Origin of the sequence: Nafulsella turpanensis ZLM-10, assembly GCF_000346615.1 — a bacterium.
Lineage (GTDB): Bacteria > Bacteroidota > Bacteroidia > Cytophagales > Cyclobacteriaceae > Nafulsella > Nafulsella turpanensis.
This window is the reverse complement of the sequence record NZ_ANNU01000002.1, coordinates 42242-57620: the sequence shown is the minus strand read 5'-3', so window position 1 is coordinate 57620 and position 15379 is coordinate 42242. Positions and strand designations below refer to the sequence as shown.

General features: G+C 47.7%; 15 protein-coding genes. 14 read left to right on the top strand and 1 reads right to left on the bottom strand.

Annotated features, from left to right (window positions below):
* Positions 1–644: 644 nt before the first annotated feature.
* From F752_RS25090 to F752_RS0100295, 14 genes are all read left to right on the top strand, one after another.
* Positions 645–1715: a sensor histidine kinase gene (locus tag F752_RS25090; RefSeq protein ID WP_017729735.1), complete on the top strand. Its 1071-nt coding sequence runs from the start codon at positions 645–647 to the stop codon at positions 1713–1715.
* A complete protein-coding gene (locus F752_RS0100355; RefSeq protein WP_017729734.1) occupies positions 1696–2457 on the top strand; it encodes a LytR/AlgR family response regulator transcription factor in 762 nt (253 codons plus the stop codon). The genes F752_RS25090 and F752_RS0100355 overlap by 20 nt, the downstream gene beginning before the upstream one ends.
* A gap of 278 nt (positions 2458–2735) precedes the next feature.
* On the top strand, positions 2736–4133 hold the full coding sequence (locus F752_RS0100350; RefSeq protein ID WP_236613951.1) for a serine hydrolase domain-containing protein: 1398 nt from the start codon (positions 2736–2738) through the stop codon (positions 4131–4133).
* A gap of 69 nt (positions 4134–4202) precedes the next feature.
* A complete protein-coding gene (locus F752_RS0100345) occupies positions 4203–5684 on the top strand; it encodes a serine hydrolase domain-containing protein (RefSeq protein WP_026135414.1) in 1482 nt (493 codons plus the stop codon).
* Positions 5681–6598 carry an ABC transporter ATP-binding protein gene (locus F752_RS0100340; RefSeq protein ID WP_236613950.1) on the top strand — a complete coding sequence of 306 codons (918 nt, stop codon included), beginning with the start codon at positions 5681–5683 and terminating at the stop codon, positions 6596–6598. Before F752_RS0100345 ends, F752_RS0100340 begins: the two co-directional genes overlap by 4 nt.
* A complete protein-coding gene (locus F752_RS0100335; protein ID WP_017729730.1) occupies positions 6595–7362 on the top strand; it encodes an ABC transporter permease in 768 nt (255 codons plus the stop codon). Before F752_RS0100340 ends, F752_RS0100335 begins: the two co-directional genes overlap by 4 nt.
* 191 nt (positions 7363–7553) lie before the next feature.
* Positions 7554–8210, top strand: coding sequence for a M23 family metallopeptidase (locus F752_RS23215; protein ID WP_051049855.1), 657 nt, complete (start codon positions 7554–7556; stop codon positions 8208–8210).
* Between the two features lie 238 nt (positions 8211–8448).
* The gene (locus F752_RS0100325) at positions 8449–8781 is read left to right on the top strand and encodes a tyrosine-type recombinase/integrase (RefSeq protein WP_017729728.1); all 333 of its coding nucleotides are present in this window, start codon (positions 8449–8451) and stop codon (positions 8779–8781) included.
* Positions 8782–9083: 302 nt separating this feature from the next.
* Positions 9084–9665, top strand: a complete 582-nt coding sequence (locus F752_RS0100320) for an RNA polymerase sigma-70 factor (protein WP_017729727.1) — start codon at positions 9084–9086, stop codon at positions 9663–9665.
* Between the two features lie 120 nt (positions 9666–9785).
* The gene (locus F752_RS0100315) at positions 9786–10808 is read left to right on the top strand and encodes a FecR family protein (protein WP_017729726.1); all 1023 of its coding nucleotides are present in this window, start codon (positions 9786–9788) and stop codon (positions 10806–10808) included.
* The gene (locus F752_RS0100310; protein WP_017729725.1) at positions 10805–11944 is read left to right on the top strand and encodes an outer membrane beta-barrel protein; all 1140 of its coding nucleotides are present in this window, start codon (positions 10805–10807) and stop codon (positions 11942–11944) included. The genes F752_RS0100315 and F752_RS0100310 overlap by 4 nt, the downstream gene beginning before the upstream one ends.
* A 29-nt stretch (positions 11945–11973) precedes the next feature.
* A complete protein-coding gene (locus tag F752_RS0100305) occupies positions 11974–12936 on the top strand; it encodes a hypothetical protein (protein ID WP_017729724.1) in 963 nt (320 codons plus the stop codon).
* Between the two features lie 121 nt (positions 12937–13057).
* Complete coding sequence (locus tag F752_RS0100300; protein ID WP_051049854.1) at positions 13058–13426, top strand: helix-turn-helix domain-containing protein; 369 nt, start codon at positions 13058–13060, stop codon at positions 13424–13426.
* An 83-nt stretch (positions 13427–13509) separates the two neighbouring features.
* On the top strand, positions 13510–13845 hold the full coding sequence (locus F752_RS0100295) for a hypothetical protein (protein ID WP_017729722.1): 336 nt from the start codon (positions 13510–13512) through the stop codon (positions 13843–13845).
* 285 nt (positions 13846–14130) lie between these two features.
* Here the strand turns inward: F752_RS0100295 and F752_RS0100285 are convergent, their stop codons facing one another.
* Positions 14131–15315 carry a PAS domain-containing protein gene (locus F752_RS0100285; protein WP_017729720.1) on the bottom strand — a complete coding sequence of 395 codons (1185 nt, stop codon included), beginning with the start codon at positions 15313–15315 and terminating at the stop codon, positions 14131–14133.
* Positions 15316–15379: the final 64 nt, after the last annotated feature.

Here is a 15379-nt window from a genome sequence, read left to right as displayed (position 1 = left end):
CAGACTATAAGCCATATTACCTGTAGTAGCCAAGGCTTTATCTGACAGGTGAGAGGTTTCTGACAGGATTATCAGGTTGAAATTTCTCGTGAGCCAACTGTGCATCGCTCATTTTTTTCTCTACCACCCTTCCGCTTTCAGGTGAAAGGTCTGGTTTCAAAAAAAATGTTTGATAGGATTCTGGTTGAGCCTATCCAGCTTCTTTTCCTTTTCAAGAGGAAAACTGTCTGATAAGGTCAAATGCTCAGGTCCATCATTTCCGCCTCCACCCCTTTTTCTTCCTGATTCAGCCGGAAATTCAAATTTATCAGTTGATGGGGGTCTATATTTATGAAAGAATCATGGCACTAAAGAAGATGTTATCCTTTAAAGCTGGGCCTGCTGATTAAGTACTACTTCTGAAGATTTTCCTTTAGCAACAGTGGTGGGCAGTAGGCTTTAAGCAGCAGTATAAAGAAGGAAGTTCAGGAGGTCAAAGACCTTTAAATACGATGGATAAAATTACTTTTAAAACTTATTTTAGGCATGAAGTATAGACGGGGTAGAGAGTAAAAAAAGACTGCTTTTCAAAATGAATCTGCAGCGCAGGCAGGATAAGGAAACTGCATAGGCATCAGTAATGCATCTAACCAGATGGTCTTTCTATGAAAAATACGACAAAACAGGAAATTCAAAGGGTATGGAGGTGGCTAAAATGGGCTTTTGCCATCAGTATAAGTATTTTCCTGTACCTCCTGCAGGTACTGATAAGTCTGCTAGGAGAACCAGTTGACCTACCGCTATGGGGCTTCATTTTAATTTCCTTTTCCTTCCTTCTGCTATGGTTGCTCTTTGAATGGATTCACCATCAATTACATGCTGTTAAAGCAAAGCCAGGAGTAAAGCTACTTCTGCTTCAGGTGGTGCTAAGCCTTGCCGGCGGGATGCTGCTCTTTTTTCTCGCATACCTCATTGTAGAGCAGTTTAAAAATTCCATTATAGAAGTAAAAGAAGCTTTGGAAGGGGAGGTGGTGATTGTGCTGTTATTTGTTTGGTTAATGATGTCTATTCTAACCATTAGCATGCTGTTGGGCAGTTATCTGGTGCTACACTGGAAGCAGTCGGCCGTAGAATCGCAAAAGCTCAAAAAGGAAACAGCTTTGGCCAACTACAATGCACTTAAAAGCCAGATTAATCCTCATTTTGTATTTAATAGCCTAAATACGCTACAGTCTCTCATACATGAAGATGCAGAAAAGGCTACCTCCTTTCTTGAGCAATTAAGTGAAATAATGCGGTACACTTTATATAACCGGAATAAAGAGGTAGTAGCTGCCCGAGAGGAACTTATCATTACCGAAGCTTACCTCCGGCTCTTCAAATCAAGATTTGGGGAATTATTCAATTACACAAAAGAAAGCGAAGAAAGCCTGGAGGGCTTTCACCTGGTCAGTCTTTCCCTGCTTACCCTTGTAGAGAATGTTTTTAAGCATAATGTCCTCTCAGAGGAGGCACCATTGATGATTGAAATCAGGAAAGAGGAAGATTATCTGGTTATCGGGAACACCAGAGGAGCAGCCAAAGAGGCAAATTCCTTAGGAGTAGGCTTGCATAATATCAGGGAGCGGTATAATGCTTTAGGAAGTGAAGAGGTGATTGTTGAAGATACCGCCAGCTACTTCCGTGTAAAAATTCCGCTGCTAAACATCATGACGTATGAAGATTCTAATCATTGAGGATGAAGCCGCTGCGGTAAATAATCTCCGGCGACTACTCCAGCGATACCTGCCAGAGGCAGAAGTAGTAGGTGTCCTGCAAAGTGTGGCAGGGTCCATCGCCTGGTTCAGGTCAAATCCTGCGCCCGACCTGGTACTGATGGATATAGAACTGACAGATGGCAGAAGCCTTGATATACTGCAGAAGGTGGAGGTGGAGGCAGATGTTATCTTCACCACCGCTTATGATGAGTATGTGCTAAGGGCTTTTGACTTTAACAGTATAGATTATCTGTTGAAGCCCATAAAGGAGGAGAAGTTTGCCCAGGCCGTTCAGAAATTCCGCCACCGGCATATTAAACAGCTAACGGTTGAAAAACTGGCCAATGCCCTGAAAAGTACTGAATCATCGGATAGCCTCTATAAGAGGCGGTTTCTGGTGAAAAAAGGTAAAAAGCTGCTAAGCATAAAAGAGGAACAGATTGCCTACTTCTACCGTGATGAATATGTGTTTCTGGTGAGCAGGCAGGGAGCAAAATTTCCAGTCAGCCAAAGCCTTGAAGAGTTGGAGGAATTAGTGGACCCTGCCGTCTTCTTCAGGCTGAACAGAAAATATATGGCGCACATTGAGGCTGTTGCAGAAGTGGAAGGGTATGATAAGTCCCGCCTTCGCATAGAACTTCGTCCCTCTAACCACGAATCCATTGTCATCAGCCAGGAAAAAAGCCGCCTTTTTAAATTATGGATGGAGAGTGCCTCCTGAACTCTGCTGAAGTAAAGGTTAAAAAGAATAGGTAATGTGAACCTTCTGGCTGGGCCCCATGCCTGGACTTCCTGTAACCGAAGATTGCAGGAGAGATAAACTTTCCTCTTTACGAGAGCGAAACCTTTTTGCCGCTATAAAAGAGTGCCCTCAATACTGATTCCGGCACAGAGAACAATAACTATTAAAACCCCCAACGTATGAAATATCTCATTAGAAGAATTGCTTATTGTAAGCAAGCTTGTTCGCCTGCGCTCCTTGCTATAGGAATATTCACTTTGACAGCCTGTTCCCAGGGTGGGCACTTAACAACTGGGGCTTCTTTAGCTGCCGACGACTTGACCGGTAGTCCCAAGACTGATATAAAACAAATCGAAGCAGTGGCCGATTCTCTGGCTGATGCGCATATGGCAGAGGACTTTATGCCCGGTATGACGGTAGCCGTTGCCCGAAACGGGAATATCATCTTTTCAAAGGGCTATGGTGAGGCAGATGTTGAAATGGGTGTTGCTGCCAGTTCCAAAACAGTTTATGCGATTGCTTCCCTTACCAAGCAGTTTACGGCTGCCGCCATCATGCGACTGGTAGAGCAGGATAAGATCGCACTTGATGATCCTATTACGAAATACCTGCCCGATTATCCTGTCCAAGGTCATCATGTTACCATCCGGCACCTACTTAATCATACCTCCGGCATTAAAAGCTACACAGAACTGGATGAGGAGGTTGAACTGAAGCGCAGGCCCGGTCTCTCCTATGAGGAGATGATCGGCTTGTTTGCCAGCCAGCCATTCGACTTTAAGCCTGGTGAGCAGTTTCGATATAACAACAGCGGCTACTATCTGCTGGGTCAGATTATTGGCAGGGTGACCGGAATGCCTTACGAAGAGTATATGGAAAAGAAGCTGCTGCAGCCATTAGGACTCCGTCACACAGTATTTGGAGGTCCCCGCCGGATCATTCCGGAGCGGGCAAAAGGATATCAATACGAAAGGAGCCGGGAGGGAAAGCTCATCAATGCCCTGCCTGTCATTATAAAGGGGGATGCCGCGGGCGGTTTGTTCTCCACTGCCGCCGATCTGGTTCGCTGGACCCATCTCCTGCATAGCGGCGAGGTGGTTTCTAAAGAGTCGCTGCAGCAGATGATCTCCCCGACTGAACTCCCTTCAGGGCCGCCAAGGACCTATGGTTTTGCGCTTGATCTAGCTAAGCTCGGTAATTACAAAAAAGTTGTTCATGTAGGGGATATTGACGGCTATAACGCCTCGCTTGCTCACTATCCTGAGGAAGAACTGACAGTGGTCGTTTTAACCAATTCAGATGATACGCAGCACGAAATGGTGGAAGAGTTCCTTGCCAGAGCAGCGTTGGGAATGGAAGTTCCCTGGGTGCCTGACCTGCCGCTGACGAAAGAGGCGGCTAGCCGTTATGAAGGTACCTATGCCCTGCAAATGGGGAAGAGAACGGCCGAACTGCGGGTGCTTTTAGAAGATGGAAAGCTGAAGGTGCAACTGGGGGATGGGAAGGCTTTCCGACTCCGCTTTCAGGGAAATCATTCCTTTATTCCTGTCTTCGATGAAAATATTCGGCTTGTTTTCATTACCGATAACGGCAGTGTCGAAAGTATGGAGCTCCACCAGGGAGAACGGGTAACTTCGGGAAAACGGAAACTTTAGAGCGGAGAGTGGCAGGTACTCTGAGCCTGAAAGACAGCTTATTTAATCCCACTAACTAATCTCATCATTATGAAAAAGTTCACTTTACCATATTCCTTTCTGAAGAAGTGTTTTGGTCGTGCTCTATTATGGCTTGGAGCCTTGACAATTATAAGCTGCTCTCCGAAAGTGCAGGTAGTTCAGGAGGGTCAGCCGGTTTCCGCCGACCATTCCTCCAACCCTCCCGCTGAGTTTGAAAGAATAGCCACTATGACAGATTCTTTGGTAGGATTGTTCATAGAATCGGGACAGGTACCGGGAATGGTAGTGGCAATAGCAAAGAACGGCCAGCCTGTCTTCTCTCGTGCGTATGGAAAGGCAGACGTGGAAATAGATGCGGATGCCAGCCTTGAAACCGTCTTTGGCATTGCATCCGTCACTAAGCAATTTACTGCAGCAGCTATCCTGCGGCTGGTGGAAGAAGGCCGCTTATCCCTTAGCGATCCTATTACTAAATACCTGCCCGATTATCCTGTGCAGGGTCATCAGGTAAGCATCCATCATCTTCTGAGCCATACCTCGGGTATCGGGGATTACAGGTTCCGAAATGAAGCGTTGCCGGACTGGTACCGCCTTGACCTTTCCTATGAGAAAATGGTTGAACTGTGGGGGCATCAGCCCTTTGACTTTAAACCTGGTGAAGGTTTCGGTTACTCCAATATGGGCTACTATCTGCTGGGGCAGATTATTGAAAGAGTAACGGGAATAAAATGGGTAGAGTATGCCGGACCGGCCCTTCTTCAGCCGCTGGGTCTGCAACATACGCTTTTCAATGAAGCCCGGCGGGTAATACCCAACAGAGCGGAAGGATACTTACATGATGGAAATAAGCTCATCAATCTCCCCTTCCGGAGTATCCACCTCTTTAGTGCAGGCGGCGGCTTATCCTCTACAACAGGCGATCTCCTTCGCTGGACTCATCTCCTTTATCAGGGAAAAGTGGTTTCTCCTGAATCGCTACAGCAGATGACCTCCCCCACAGTGCTTACCAATGGGGATACGGTGGGCTATGGCTACGGTCTTTATGTTAGCGAGCTGGGAGCTCATCGGAAAATTTATCATGGCGGAACCTTCGGCTTTGGTGCCTTCCTGTCACATTACCCGGAGGAAGGCCTGAGCATCGGCATTTTGTCTAATTCCTCTAAGGGAAGAGAAAGAGCAGAGCAGCTGGAGAAAGTCCTTGCCCGAGAAATATTCAATATCCGCCTGCTTGATCTGCCGCTCACTTCCGAGGAAATATCCCGCTATCAGGGAATCTACTCCTATCTTTCAGAGGAAAGAAGTTATGATTTGCATGTATTTGGGGAGAATGGGCAGCTAAAAGCAAGAATTGAAGGAGGGGATTCCTTCCGACTTCTCTATCAGGGCAGCCATACCTTTGTTCCCATTGTTGATGAGGATGATCGCCTGGTATTTTCGCCTGAGAGCGGACGCGCCGGAGGCTTTATGCACCACGAAGGCAGATGGGAAGTTAGTCCGGCGAAACGGAAGTTGCCCGAAAATTCAAAATGATGCCAAATTCAGCTGTCATCAGAATATCAGGGCTTCATTACCACTACTCCAGAGAGGAAAATATCTTATCTGATATCAACCTGCAGGTAGAACAGGGAAACCTGTATGGCTTTCTGGGACCCAATGGTTCCGGTAAAACCACCACCCTGAGTTTACTCCTGGGCTTACTGAAGAAGCAAAAGGGGAGCATAGAGATTTTCGGTCAGGAGTTTCAGGCAAACAGGCTCAACATTCTGAAGAGGACAGGTTCCCTGATTGAAAGTCCCTCGCTCTACCGACAACTCACCGCAAGGGAAAACCTGGAAGTCTACCGCTCTGTCTATGGAGCGAAAAAAGAAAGGGTTGGGGAGGTTTTAAAGCTGGTGGGACTGGAGGATACGGGCACAAAAAAAGCTGGAAACTTTTCTCTGGGCATGAAGCAGCGTCTGGCGATTGCATTGGCCCTTCTGCACCGCCCTGAATTACTGATTCTGGATGAGCCTACCAACGGACTGGATCCAGGAGGGATCGTTGAATTGCGGGAGCTGATTAAAAGGCTGAATAAGGACGAAGGCATCACCATGCTGATATCCAGTCACCTCCTTTCAGAGGTAGAAAGAATGGTGAGCCATCTTGGTATTATTTTTAAAGGGAGAATGCTGTTTCAGGGTTCACTGGAAGAACTCAGGCTTTTTCAGCAGAAGCAATCCAGGTTAAAGATTCACAGCTCAGACAATGAAGCAGCCATGGATATTTTGAAGGATTACCATCCTGAAAAAACAATGGAAGGTCTTTTAATACCATTCAGGGATTATCAGGAAGTAGCCCTTATCAACAGCTTACTTACCAAAAACAGGCTGGGGGTATACCTGCTGCAGCCTCAGGAAAGAAGTCTTGAACAATTATTTATGGACCTGACCAGTACCCACTCATGAATATGCTTACTTCCTTTCGATCAGAACTGTTAAAAAGTAAGCGAACCGCTTCTTTATATGTTTGTCTTTTCGCTGCGGCCATTATCCCGCTGCTGTTAGTTTTTGATACCGCTACGCCTCAGGCCATAGAAGCTTTGAGTGCAGATCCATGGAACCTGCATTTTAAGGCCGGGATCGAATTCATGGGCACCCTTATTTTACCAATGTTCATCATTCTGATCTGCACTTTACTTCCTCAGATCGAGTACCGGAACAATACCTGGAAACAGCTGATGAGCTCCCCCCAGCCCTTTGCCCATATTTTTTTCTCAAAATTTCTGACGGTCCATTTGCTGGTTCTTCTATTCTTTACTGCCTATAATCTTTTGATGCTCCTGTCGGCTCTAGTTGTGAATTACAGGATAACGGCTATTGAATTCTTTGATCACTCCATTGACTGGCATCAGTTGATTGTGGCTAATTTTCGGACCTACTCAGCTTGTCTGGCCATTATCTCCATCCAGTTCTGGGCAGGTATGCGGTTTAAAAACGCTGTTACGCCCATTGCTATCGGTTTTGGGCTGTGGATATTGGCTGCGGTACTGGTGATTGAAGTTAAATGGGAACATGTAGACAAGTTTCCGTTTGCCTATCCTATTCTGATGATATATTCAAAATACAGTGCTGTTATATCTTTAATTTTGTGGAAGTCAATCGCCTACGCTGTCTTTTTTTCCGGACTTGCCTACCTTGACTTCAGGTTAAGAAAGGTAAAAGCTGCTTAAGCAGGAATTGATATCTTGCTCAAGAGAAGGAGTCCAAAAGCCGTGGCATAGAGGCAGGCAATCTGTAGCAGTAGAGGTAACTGGCTCATCAGCCTCTTTTACACTGGCTGGATATCAAAAGGATGATAAAAAAAGTGGTAGCCGCTATTTGCTGAATTTATTATTAAGTATTACTTAAACTTTAAAGCCACATGAACGCTCACTTCTTAAACTTTCGCTTTGCTTTTTTTTCAACAGGCATGTTTCTTCTGTTGTCTCTACTTTCTTCATTGCCTTCCTTTGCACAGGAAAGCACTACGGATAAATCAGTAGAAGACCACCTGCCCATCGAAAGTGTTGTCATCCATCCTGTTTATGAACTTCCATTTAAGTCAAATGATCATCACTACGGACAGTTTAAAGGTGCCCTGGGAGACGAGTTAGGAAAGGATGTGATGGTGGTACAGTATGAAGGAGGGCCGGATAAACGCTTCCCCTTATTTTATAAGAATGACGGAACCTCAAATGAAGACTGGTATGGCTGGAATCAGAAGGTACTGGCTCCTTTTTCAGGCAAAGTAATTAAGGTATTTGTAAATGAACAGGTGAATCAGCCGGGCAGGAAAGGAAATGGACGGGCCAGTAGTATCCTGTTTGAAAGAAGTGATGGAGTAAAGGTGGTGTATGGGCATGTGCAGGATATTAAAGTGAAAGAAGGAGATTGGGTGGAGGCAGGTCAGCATGTAGCTCATGTAGGTAATAACGGCTATGCATGGATGCCGCACATTCATGTTGGCGCCTGGAAGGGGGATAAGCCTTTACAAATTATTTTTGACCTGAAGGCCTTAGGCAAACTGCGTAAAAGGTAGTGAGACCCGGGGCATAAATGGAAGTTACCAGTTCCTGCTAAAAGAAATGGAACGCCCTGCTTACCTGCAATGCCATGTTTTAGCCTACAGTTGAACAGCTAACGGAGGAGCTTCTAAAGGTGTACAGTTTGTTTAATACCGTTATTTATCCGGAGCCAAAAGGGCGGGATGAAGGCCGTATTGAGGTGAGGGTCGCATTGAGGTGAGTCACCACTCCCGGAGCAGGTAAACAGATGTCTTGATTCCCATCTACCTGCTCTTAAACCGGAAGCCTGAAGAAATTGTAAAAAAGTACCTGAAGAAAGAGGGGCAGGAGCTGTTCGGGAACCTCAGCAATCAGTATGTGAACCGCTGTCTGAAGCAGCTTGCCTTTCTGGCCGGTCTGAAGCGGAACCTGACCTTCCATATGGCCCGCCACAGCTGCGCCACTCTGCTGCTGGACATGGGGCTCAGCTACGAAGTGGTTCAGCAGATTTTGGGCCATAGCAATATCCGTACTACCCAGATTTACGGCAAGGTCCGCAAGGAAGCAGTCAAAAAAGCGCTGCAGGCGGTTCAGTGGAATTCCTAGGAAGGTGCCGGTTCCGGCTGAAGGGGGGGCGGGGCCTATTTTTCTGTGGCCGTTTACTTATTTGAGCGCGCCTCCACTCTTCTGTTGATTTTCTTCATCATCAGCAGGAATGGCGGGTTAAGAAAGTTGGGTTAAGATAGGGTGTTGCGTTTAACAGTCCGGCTCCCGGCTGCTTTTGCCGTGCAATCTTGACTTTAAATATGTAAATGTATATATTGTTTATTATATAATCATCCTTTGTCCATATTGTCCTTTAAAAACTTTAAAAAAAGGATGGTAGGCAAGGCTTTAAATAACTCATCATGTCTGAATGGCTGGATGACGAGGATTTTTTACTGCGAAGGCTGAGCTCCGGCGATGCGCAGGCCATAGATTTTTTATTTAAGAAATACTATGCGGAAATGCTACGCCTTTCTTATACGGTATTGAAGAACCGGGAGGCAGGAAAAGACATTATCCAGGACATTTTTATCGCCATCTGGGAAAAAAGAGCCAGCCTTCATTTTAGTAAACCTATCAAAGCCTACCTTTTTCGTGCGGTGATCAACCGTTCATTAAACTACCTGCGGGACCAGGGGAAAACAAAAATGCTTCCACTGGAAAAAATGGAGGCCGGCCGCCATGCCAGTTCAGCCGGCCTCAGCAGTGAAAAACTGGAAGAAAAAGAACTGGAACAATTCATCCTCCGGCTTATCCACCGCCTTCCTCCTCAGTGCAGGGTAGCTTTCGAACTGAGCAGACATCAGCAGATGAGTAATAAAGAGATTGCCGCTTATATGGATATATCCGTGAAAGCGGTAGAAAAACACATGGCCAGGGCACTGAAGCAGTTAAGGAAGGGGCTGGAGGCTTACCTGAAGCGACTTTTTCTCTTTTGCTGGTAGTCGTTTTTGCTGGATTTTTTTCTGCCGCCTTTCTTTTCTTCTGCAAATTTTTAATGATAAGGTAGGGTAAGCGCTTGCTGAGGTGTATTAGGTTTAGAGAACCCTCCCATTTAAAACTGCATGAAGAAACCTGATTACTTTATCGCCCTGCTCCACAAGCAGCTTAGCGGGCAGCTGACGGAAGAGGAAACCCAGGAGCTGGAGCAATGGCTGGAGGAGAAGGAGGAGCACCGGCAGCTTGGGGAGGAAATTCGTTTTACCTGGGAGCTGGCGGGGAAGGAGTCCTTAAGCCATCCCCTCAGGGTTCGGGAGGAGGAAATGGAGCAGGAGCTCAGGCGCTTTCATCAGCACCTCAAAGAAGAAAGTAGGGGCAGCCGTTTTATATTACCCGCTTTATCCGGCTCTTTCTGGACCAAAGCTTCCGCTGTTCTGTTGATGGTGCTCTTATCCGCAGGGGCAGTTTTTCTTTGGGAGGACAGGGAGAAAACAGCTATGGCGGCTGCTTCTTTCCGGCTGCGGGAGGGACAGATGGAAGCTGTACTGCCGGATAGCTCCGTCATCACCACCAATCATCATTCCACCCTGTCTTTACTGGAGTTTGACACTAAAAGAGCCATATCCTTTTCCGGTGAGGCCTTTTTTGAAATCAGGTCTGATGCCAGACGTCCCTTTTACATTCATCTGGAAGCCGGCAGGGTAAAAGTAGTAGGAACCGCTTTTGTCATCCGTGCGTATCCCGGAGAACCCCTGAAGGTAAGCGTCCTGGAGGGGCAGGTGGAAGTCGGGCTGGCGGACCAGTTTTATTCCCTGGAAGAGGGAGAGCAGCTGAAATGGGTGCAGGGAGGAGTTCCTGAGGTGGGCAGAGAACAGCAGCCGAACCTGCTGGCCTGGAAGACCCGGGAGCTGATGTTTGCCCGGACCCCTTTATCGCAGGTTCTGCCTGTACTGGAAAGCTACTACGGTATCCGGTTCAGGGTCAGTAGTTCTGCCCTGCTGAACTGCCGTTTTACAGGAAGCTTTCAGGATATTCCGCTGGAAGAGTTGCTGGAAATTATTTCCTATAGTCTGGACCTTCGGGTAGAGGAACTGGGAGAAAAGCGCTATAAAATTTCCGGTAAAGGATGTAAGGGAGGGGGGGCATGAAAAAGCTCCTGACTGGCATTGTGTTATTTTTACTCCTGGAGATACCTCTTTCGGCTCAGGATCTGGAGGAGCGGGTAAGTATCCGCTTCACAGAAGTACCCCTGCTTTCAATTCTGGAAGAGCTGAGCAGGCAGTACCGGCTGCAGTTCTCTTACGGAGATACGGGAGAAGTGTTGGAAAAAAAGTGGAGCATAGAGGCAGAGGACATCACCTTAAGGCAGCTTTTGGAGTTGTTGCTGGGCAAAGCCGGTCTGGCTTATAAAAAGGTGGGTGAATATATTGTGCTGCGAAAGCCGGACAGCATAGAAGAGGAAGGGGAGGAACAGGCTTTACGGTCAGGCAGGAGAAAGGCACCGGCAGTACAGCAGGAGCGCTCACTTTCCTTCCAGGAGAGAAGGTTACTTCCTGATTCCATAAGCCTTCCGGCCGGGAGCAGGAAAGGCTGGATGTCTTTTTCCGAAAAGCCCTCCCTAGTGGCGGTGGCTCCTGTTCGCATATGGCTGTCTTCTGCTCTGCCTGCGAAAAGAAAGGAGGGTCATCTGAAGCTGTCTCCTTTTATGGCCCTTGATTTTCTGCAGTTATCCCTCCGTTCCGATTATGCCACTGAGCAACGGATAAGCGCGGATTGGAACTATAGCTTTGGTTGCGTCGGATACTATTCTCTTTCCCGACGCTGGGCAGCTGAGCTGGCGCTTTTGAGCCGCCTGAAGAGGCTTTCGGTGCTCTACCAGCTTCAGGTGACGGAAGTGCCGCTTGGGCTGCCGGAAAGAACCACTTTGCGCCTTTCTTATCTGGAGCTTCCGCTGGGGCTGAGCAGAGAGGTGTTCAGCTTCGGCCAGCAGGGAAGGGTGTTCTGTTCAGCCGGTTTATACGGGAGCTGGCTCCTGACAAAAGAAGAAAAAACCTGGCTGGATGATGGCCGCGTATTTAACACGACCGCCATGTACGGAAACACCCTTTCGCCCTTTTTATGGGGAATGCGCGGGGCTTTTCGCCTGGGATGGAAACTGGGCAGCAGGATGGCTTTTTCTTTTTCTACGGCTTACCGTTACTGTGTTCCCAAGCTGAAAGAAGGGACCCAGCAGATAAGCATACGGGAACTCAGTCTTCGTACCGGCCTGGTATTCCTCTTGTAAATTCATAGTCTCACTTTAAAAAATAAACCATGAAAAAGTTTTACCGGAAATGCCGGCCGTTTCTGACGGCCGCAGGAAGATTATTGCCTGCTTTGCTGATAGGTTGCTGGCTGACAGCTGCTGAAGGACAGACCCTTTCCGTCACCTTGTCCGCCACGAATAACTCCCTGAATAACTGTAATGCGAGAAAGCTGACAGCCTCCGTGAATGGTGGGTCGGGGAATTATGCTTATTTCTGGTCCTCCAGCCCTGCCTCCAGTGTATACCTGGGAAATGGGCCGTCCATTACCGTAAGCCCTTCTGTTGGTACCACCTATACGGTAGCCGTGGAAGATCTGGTGTCGGGGCAGTATGTGCAAAGGTCCCTGCTGGTGAGTCCCTTGCTGCAGGGTTCTTTGCAGCTTTTTATACCCAATGCTTTTTTTGAGGGAAACCAGTGGAAAGTAATGGATGAGGAAAAGAGTACCGATCCGCTGAATGCTTTTGAATACAGGCTTACCATCATAGACGACTGGGGCAATCAGGTTTTTTCTGCTTCCGGACTGGTGTCTAACGGGGTGATGGGACTAAGGGGAGGTGAAATCAGCTGGAATGGCCGCCTTTATGGAAGCGGGAGTTATGTGCCGGCAGGAAACTACTTTTATGATTTACGGCTTATCAACTGCTCCGTCAATGAGCTTATACGGGGAACCATTACTTTCTTCCGGCAGTCCGGGCTGGTGCTGGAGGCTTATCCCAATCCGTCCACTTCAGAGGTAAACCTGCGCTTTGCCTCTTCAGCAGGCTCAGAGGCAGATAAGGAGCTTGTCACCGATTTGCCTGCCCCTGTGCTTGTGCGGCTGCTTGCCCCACAAGGAGAAGTGGTTCTATCAGAAAGAATAACCGCTTTTCCTGCCCGCCTTCCACTGGCAGGTGTGCCGGAAGGAACTTATTCCCTGAGTGTTCAGTGCGGGGCATTACAATTGAATAAGCGCTTAAAGGTTCAGCACTGATGCAGGCCCGGAGCTTCCCCTTCAAAAGTCTGATAAACATAAACGGATCTTTCTCTTTAAAACCAGCAGCCTTAGCCCCAGCAGGGGCCGAGTTTAGTCTTTTACCTAAAATCAGTTCGTCATGGCAACAGAAAACCCAAGCCCTGTACCAATGGCAGGAAGCCGGCTGTACAGGGACCAGTTAATTACCACAGAAGATCTGCTGGCTTTTAAATCAGAGCTTCTTTCAGAAATCGGAAGGCTTTTCCGGCAAAGCAGCGAGGAGCCGGTAAAGAAATGGTTTAAATCCGCGGAGGTGAGGAAGCTGCTGGGGATTTCTCCCGGCACCCTGCAAAACCTCCGGGTTAACGGCACTTTACCTTTTACGAAAATCGGTGGTGTTCTTTTTTATGACGCAGAGGACATCCGGAAGATGCTGGAAATGCACCGGCAACAGAACTCTCCCCTCCGGCAGCTGGGGAAAGACCGGCTGCCGGAACGGAACAGCTGAGGTAGGCAGGGCAGTTATCAGGTGGTTCTGAGCCGGAAGGCATTCGCTGAAAACTGCCCCCTTACCCTTCAATTACAGTAAACATGAAACAGCCTAAAACAGGACAGGAAGCGCCTACGGATGCCCCAGGCGGAAGGGAGGAATACTTTCTGTCAAAGAAAAGAAGCAGAACCGCTTTTGTGCTGGTAAGGATTTCTTCCAGCAGCAACATCCTCTTTACCCGGCTGCTGTCCATAGAAGGATGCCTGCTTCAACTGGAATATGCGTATAGTAGTAACCGCTATGAAGCGGCTCAAATCCGGCAGGAAAAGCGGATAAGCAGGGACTCCCTTTTTGCGGCACTAGAGCCGGTTACTTACCAGCGCTTTCAGCCGTATGAGCGACTGGCCCGTCGGTATTTTCGCACGGTAGCCTTTTAGCTGAACGTTTTCCCAGGGAAGAGGAGCGGTTCAGCTGGCTTTTACATTCTTTAGTCCTTTTTCTTCCCAGGGAGGGCCTGATAATGCCAAAAGGTTGTAGAGCTGGAATGGAAGAACAGGAAAATAAAGCAGCAGGAAGAATGCTCCTATTAAGAGAGGATTAATGTGAGGAGTAAATATCCCTTTAGGGCCTTTTTTAAACATTGGCTTCCACTGCTTTCTTTTTTACCCTGCAGAAGGATCCTTTCTTGAAAAAAGCAGTCTTTTCCAAGAGGAGCGTTTTAATTATTTCTCCAGCTCTTCCAGCTCATAGGTTTTGTTCACAATCAGATGAATGACTTCATCCAGTTCTTTTCCGGCCAGCTTCAGGTATTGAATGACTTCCTGATGGAATTGCGGGTCTGCTTCCCGGCTGTCAAAAAGGTTGACCAGCCCCAGTATGGAGGCCACGGGCCTTCGGATTTCATGGGAACTAATCCTGGCGATATTCTTCAGCTGTTGGTTTTGTCGTTCCAGTTTGGCAATAAACTGCATCCGCTCTGTAATATCTGTTTCGATGGCAATGTATTGGATCAGCGCTCCCGCCTCATTAAAAACAGGGGTAATAAACAGGCGCACCCAGTACGGGGAGTTATCCTTCCGGTAGTTCAGCAGCTCGACCTTGAACTTTTTCTGCAGCCTGAGGTGCTCCCGGAGGAAGTCTACGGCTTTTGGATCTGTTCCGGGACCCTGTAAAAAGCTTCCGGGTTTCTTTCCCTTTACTTCCTCCAACGTATAACCTGTCTGGCGGGTAAAACCTTCATTCACCCATTCCACCTGACCTTTATCATTTGTGATGATAACCGCATTCTGAGTGGCTTCTGCTACCAGTGATAGTTTTCTGATTTCCTCTTCCGCATTTTTTGTTTTTTCTTCTGCAAGCATCCTGTTATTTACATCCAGGAGGACAAGCAGGCGGACCCCCCTTCCCTGATGAACAGGACCTGAGGAAAGAGACTGCGCATAAAAGCGGGTACCGCATTTCTTCCGGTGCAGCGTCATAACCGAAGCAGCGGGACCTTCTTTTTTCTTCCATTCCTCCAAAGGGAAGGGCTCCGCCCATAAGTCTTGAAGGTGTAGTCGGACCAGCTCTTCCTCTGCATAGCCATACTGCTGACAGGCGGCTTTATTAACCTCTAATATTTGCAGGGATATCGGATCATACACCAGCCGCGGAAGCGGACCTTCCTTAAAGAGCTGTTGATACCACTGGCTGGATTGTTGCAGCTGACGAAACCTCTTCCGGAGAGTCGTATTTAGCAGCAGAGCGTTCAGGAACACCAAAGTCAGGCCGTTGAAGGTGTGGAAGAGAATGAAATCCGTGGCGTTAAAAAAATCCTTTAAGGACAGGAGCAATAGCATACTGCCCCCGAGCCATATCGCGCCAGTCGCCATACAGAGGGCGGTGGCCTTCATTGGAAAGCGGGTCATGTTGTTTGGTTAAAGTGGATGCTTTACCGTTGGAGCAATAAAGCACATTGATCAGGCCCTAAAA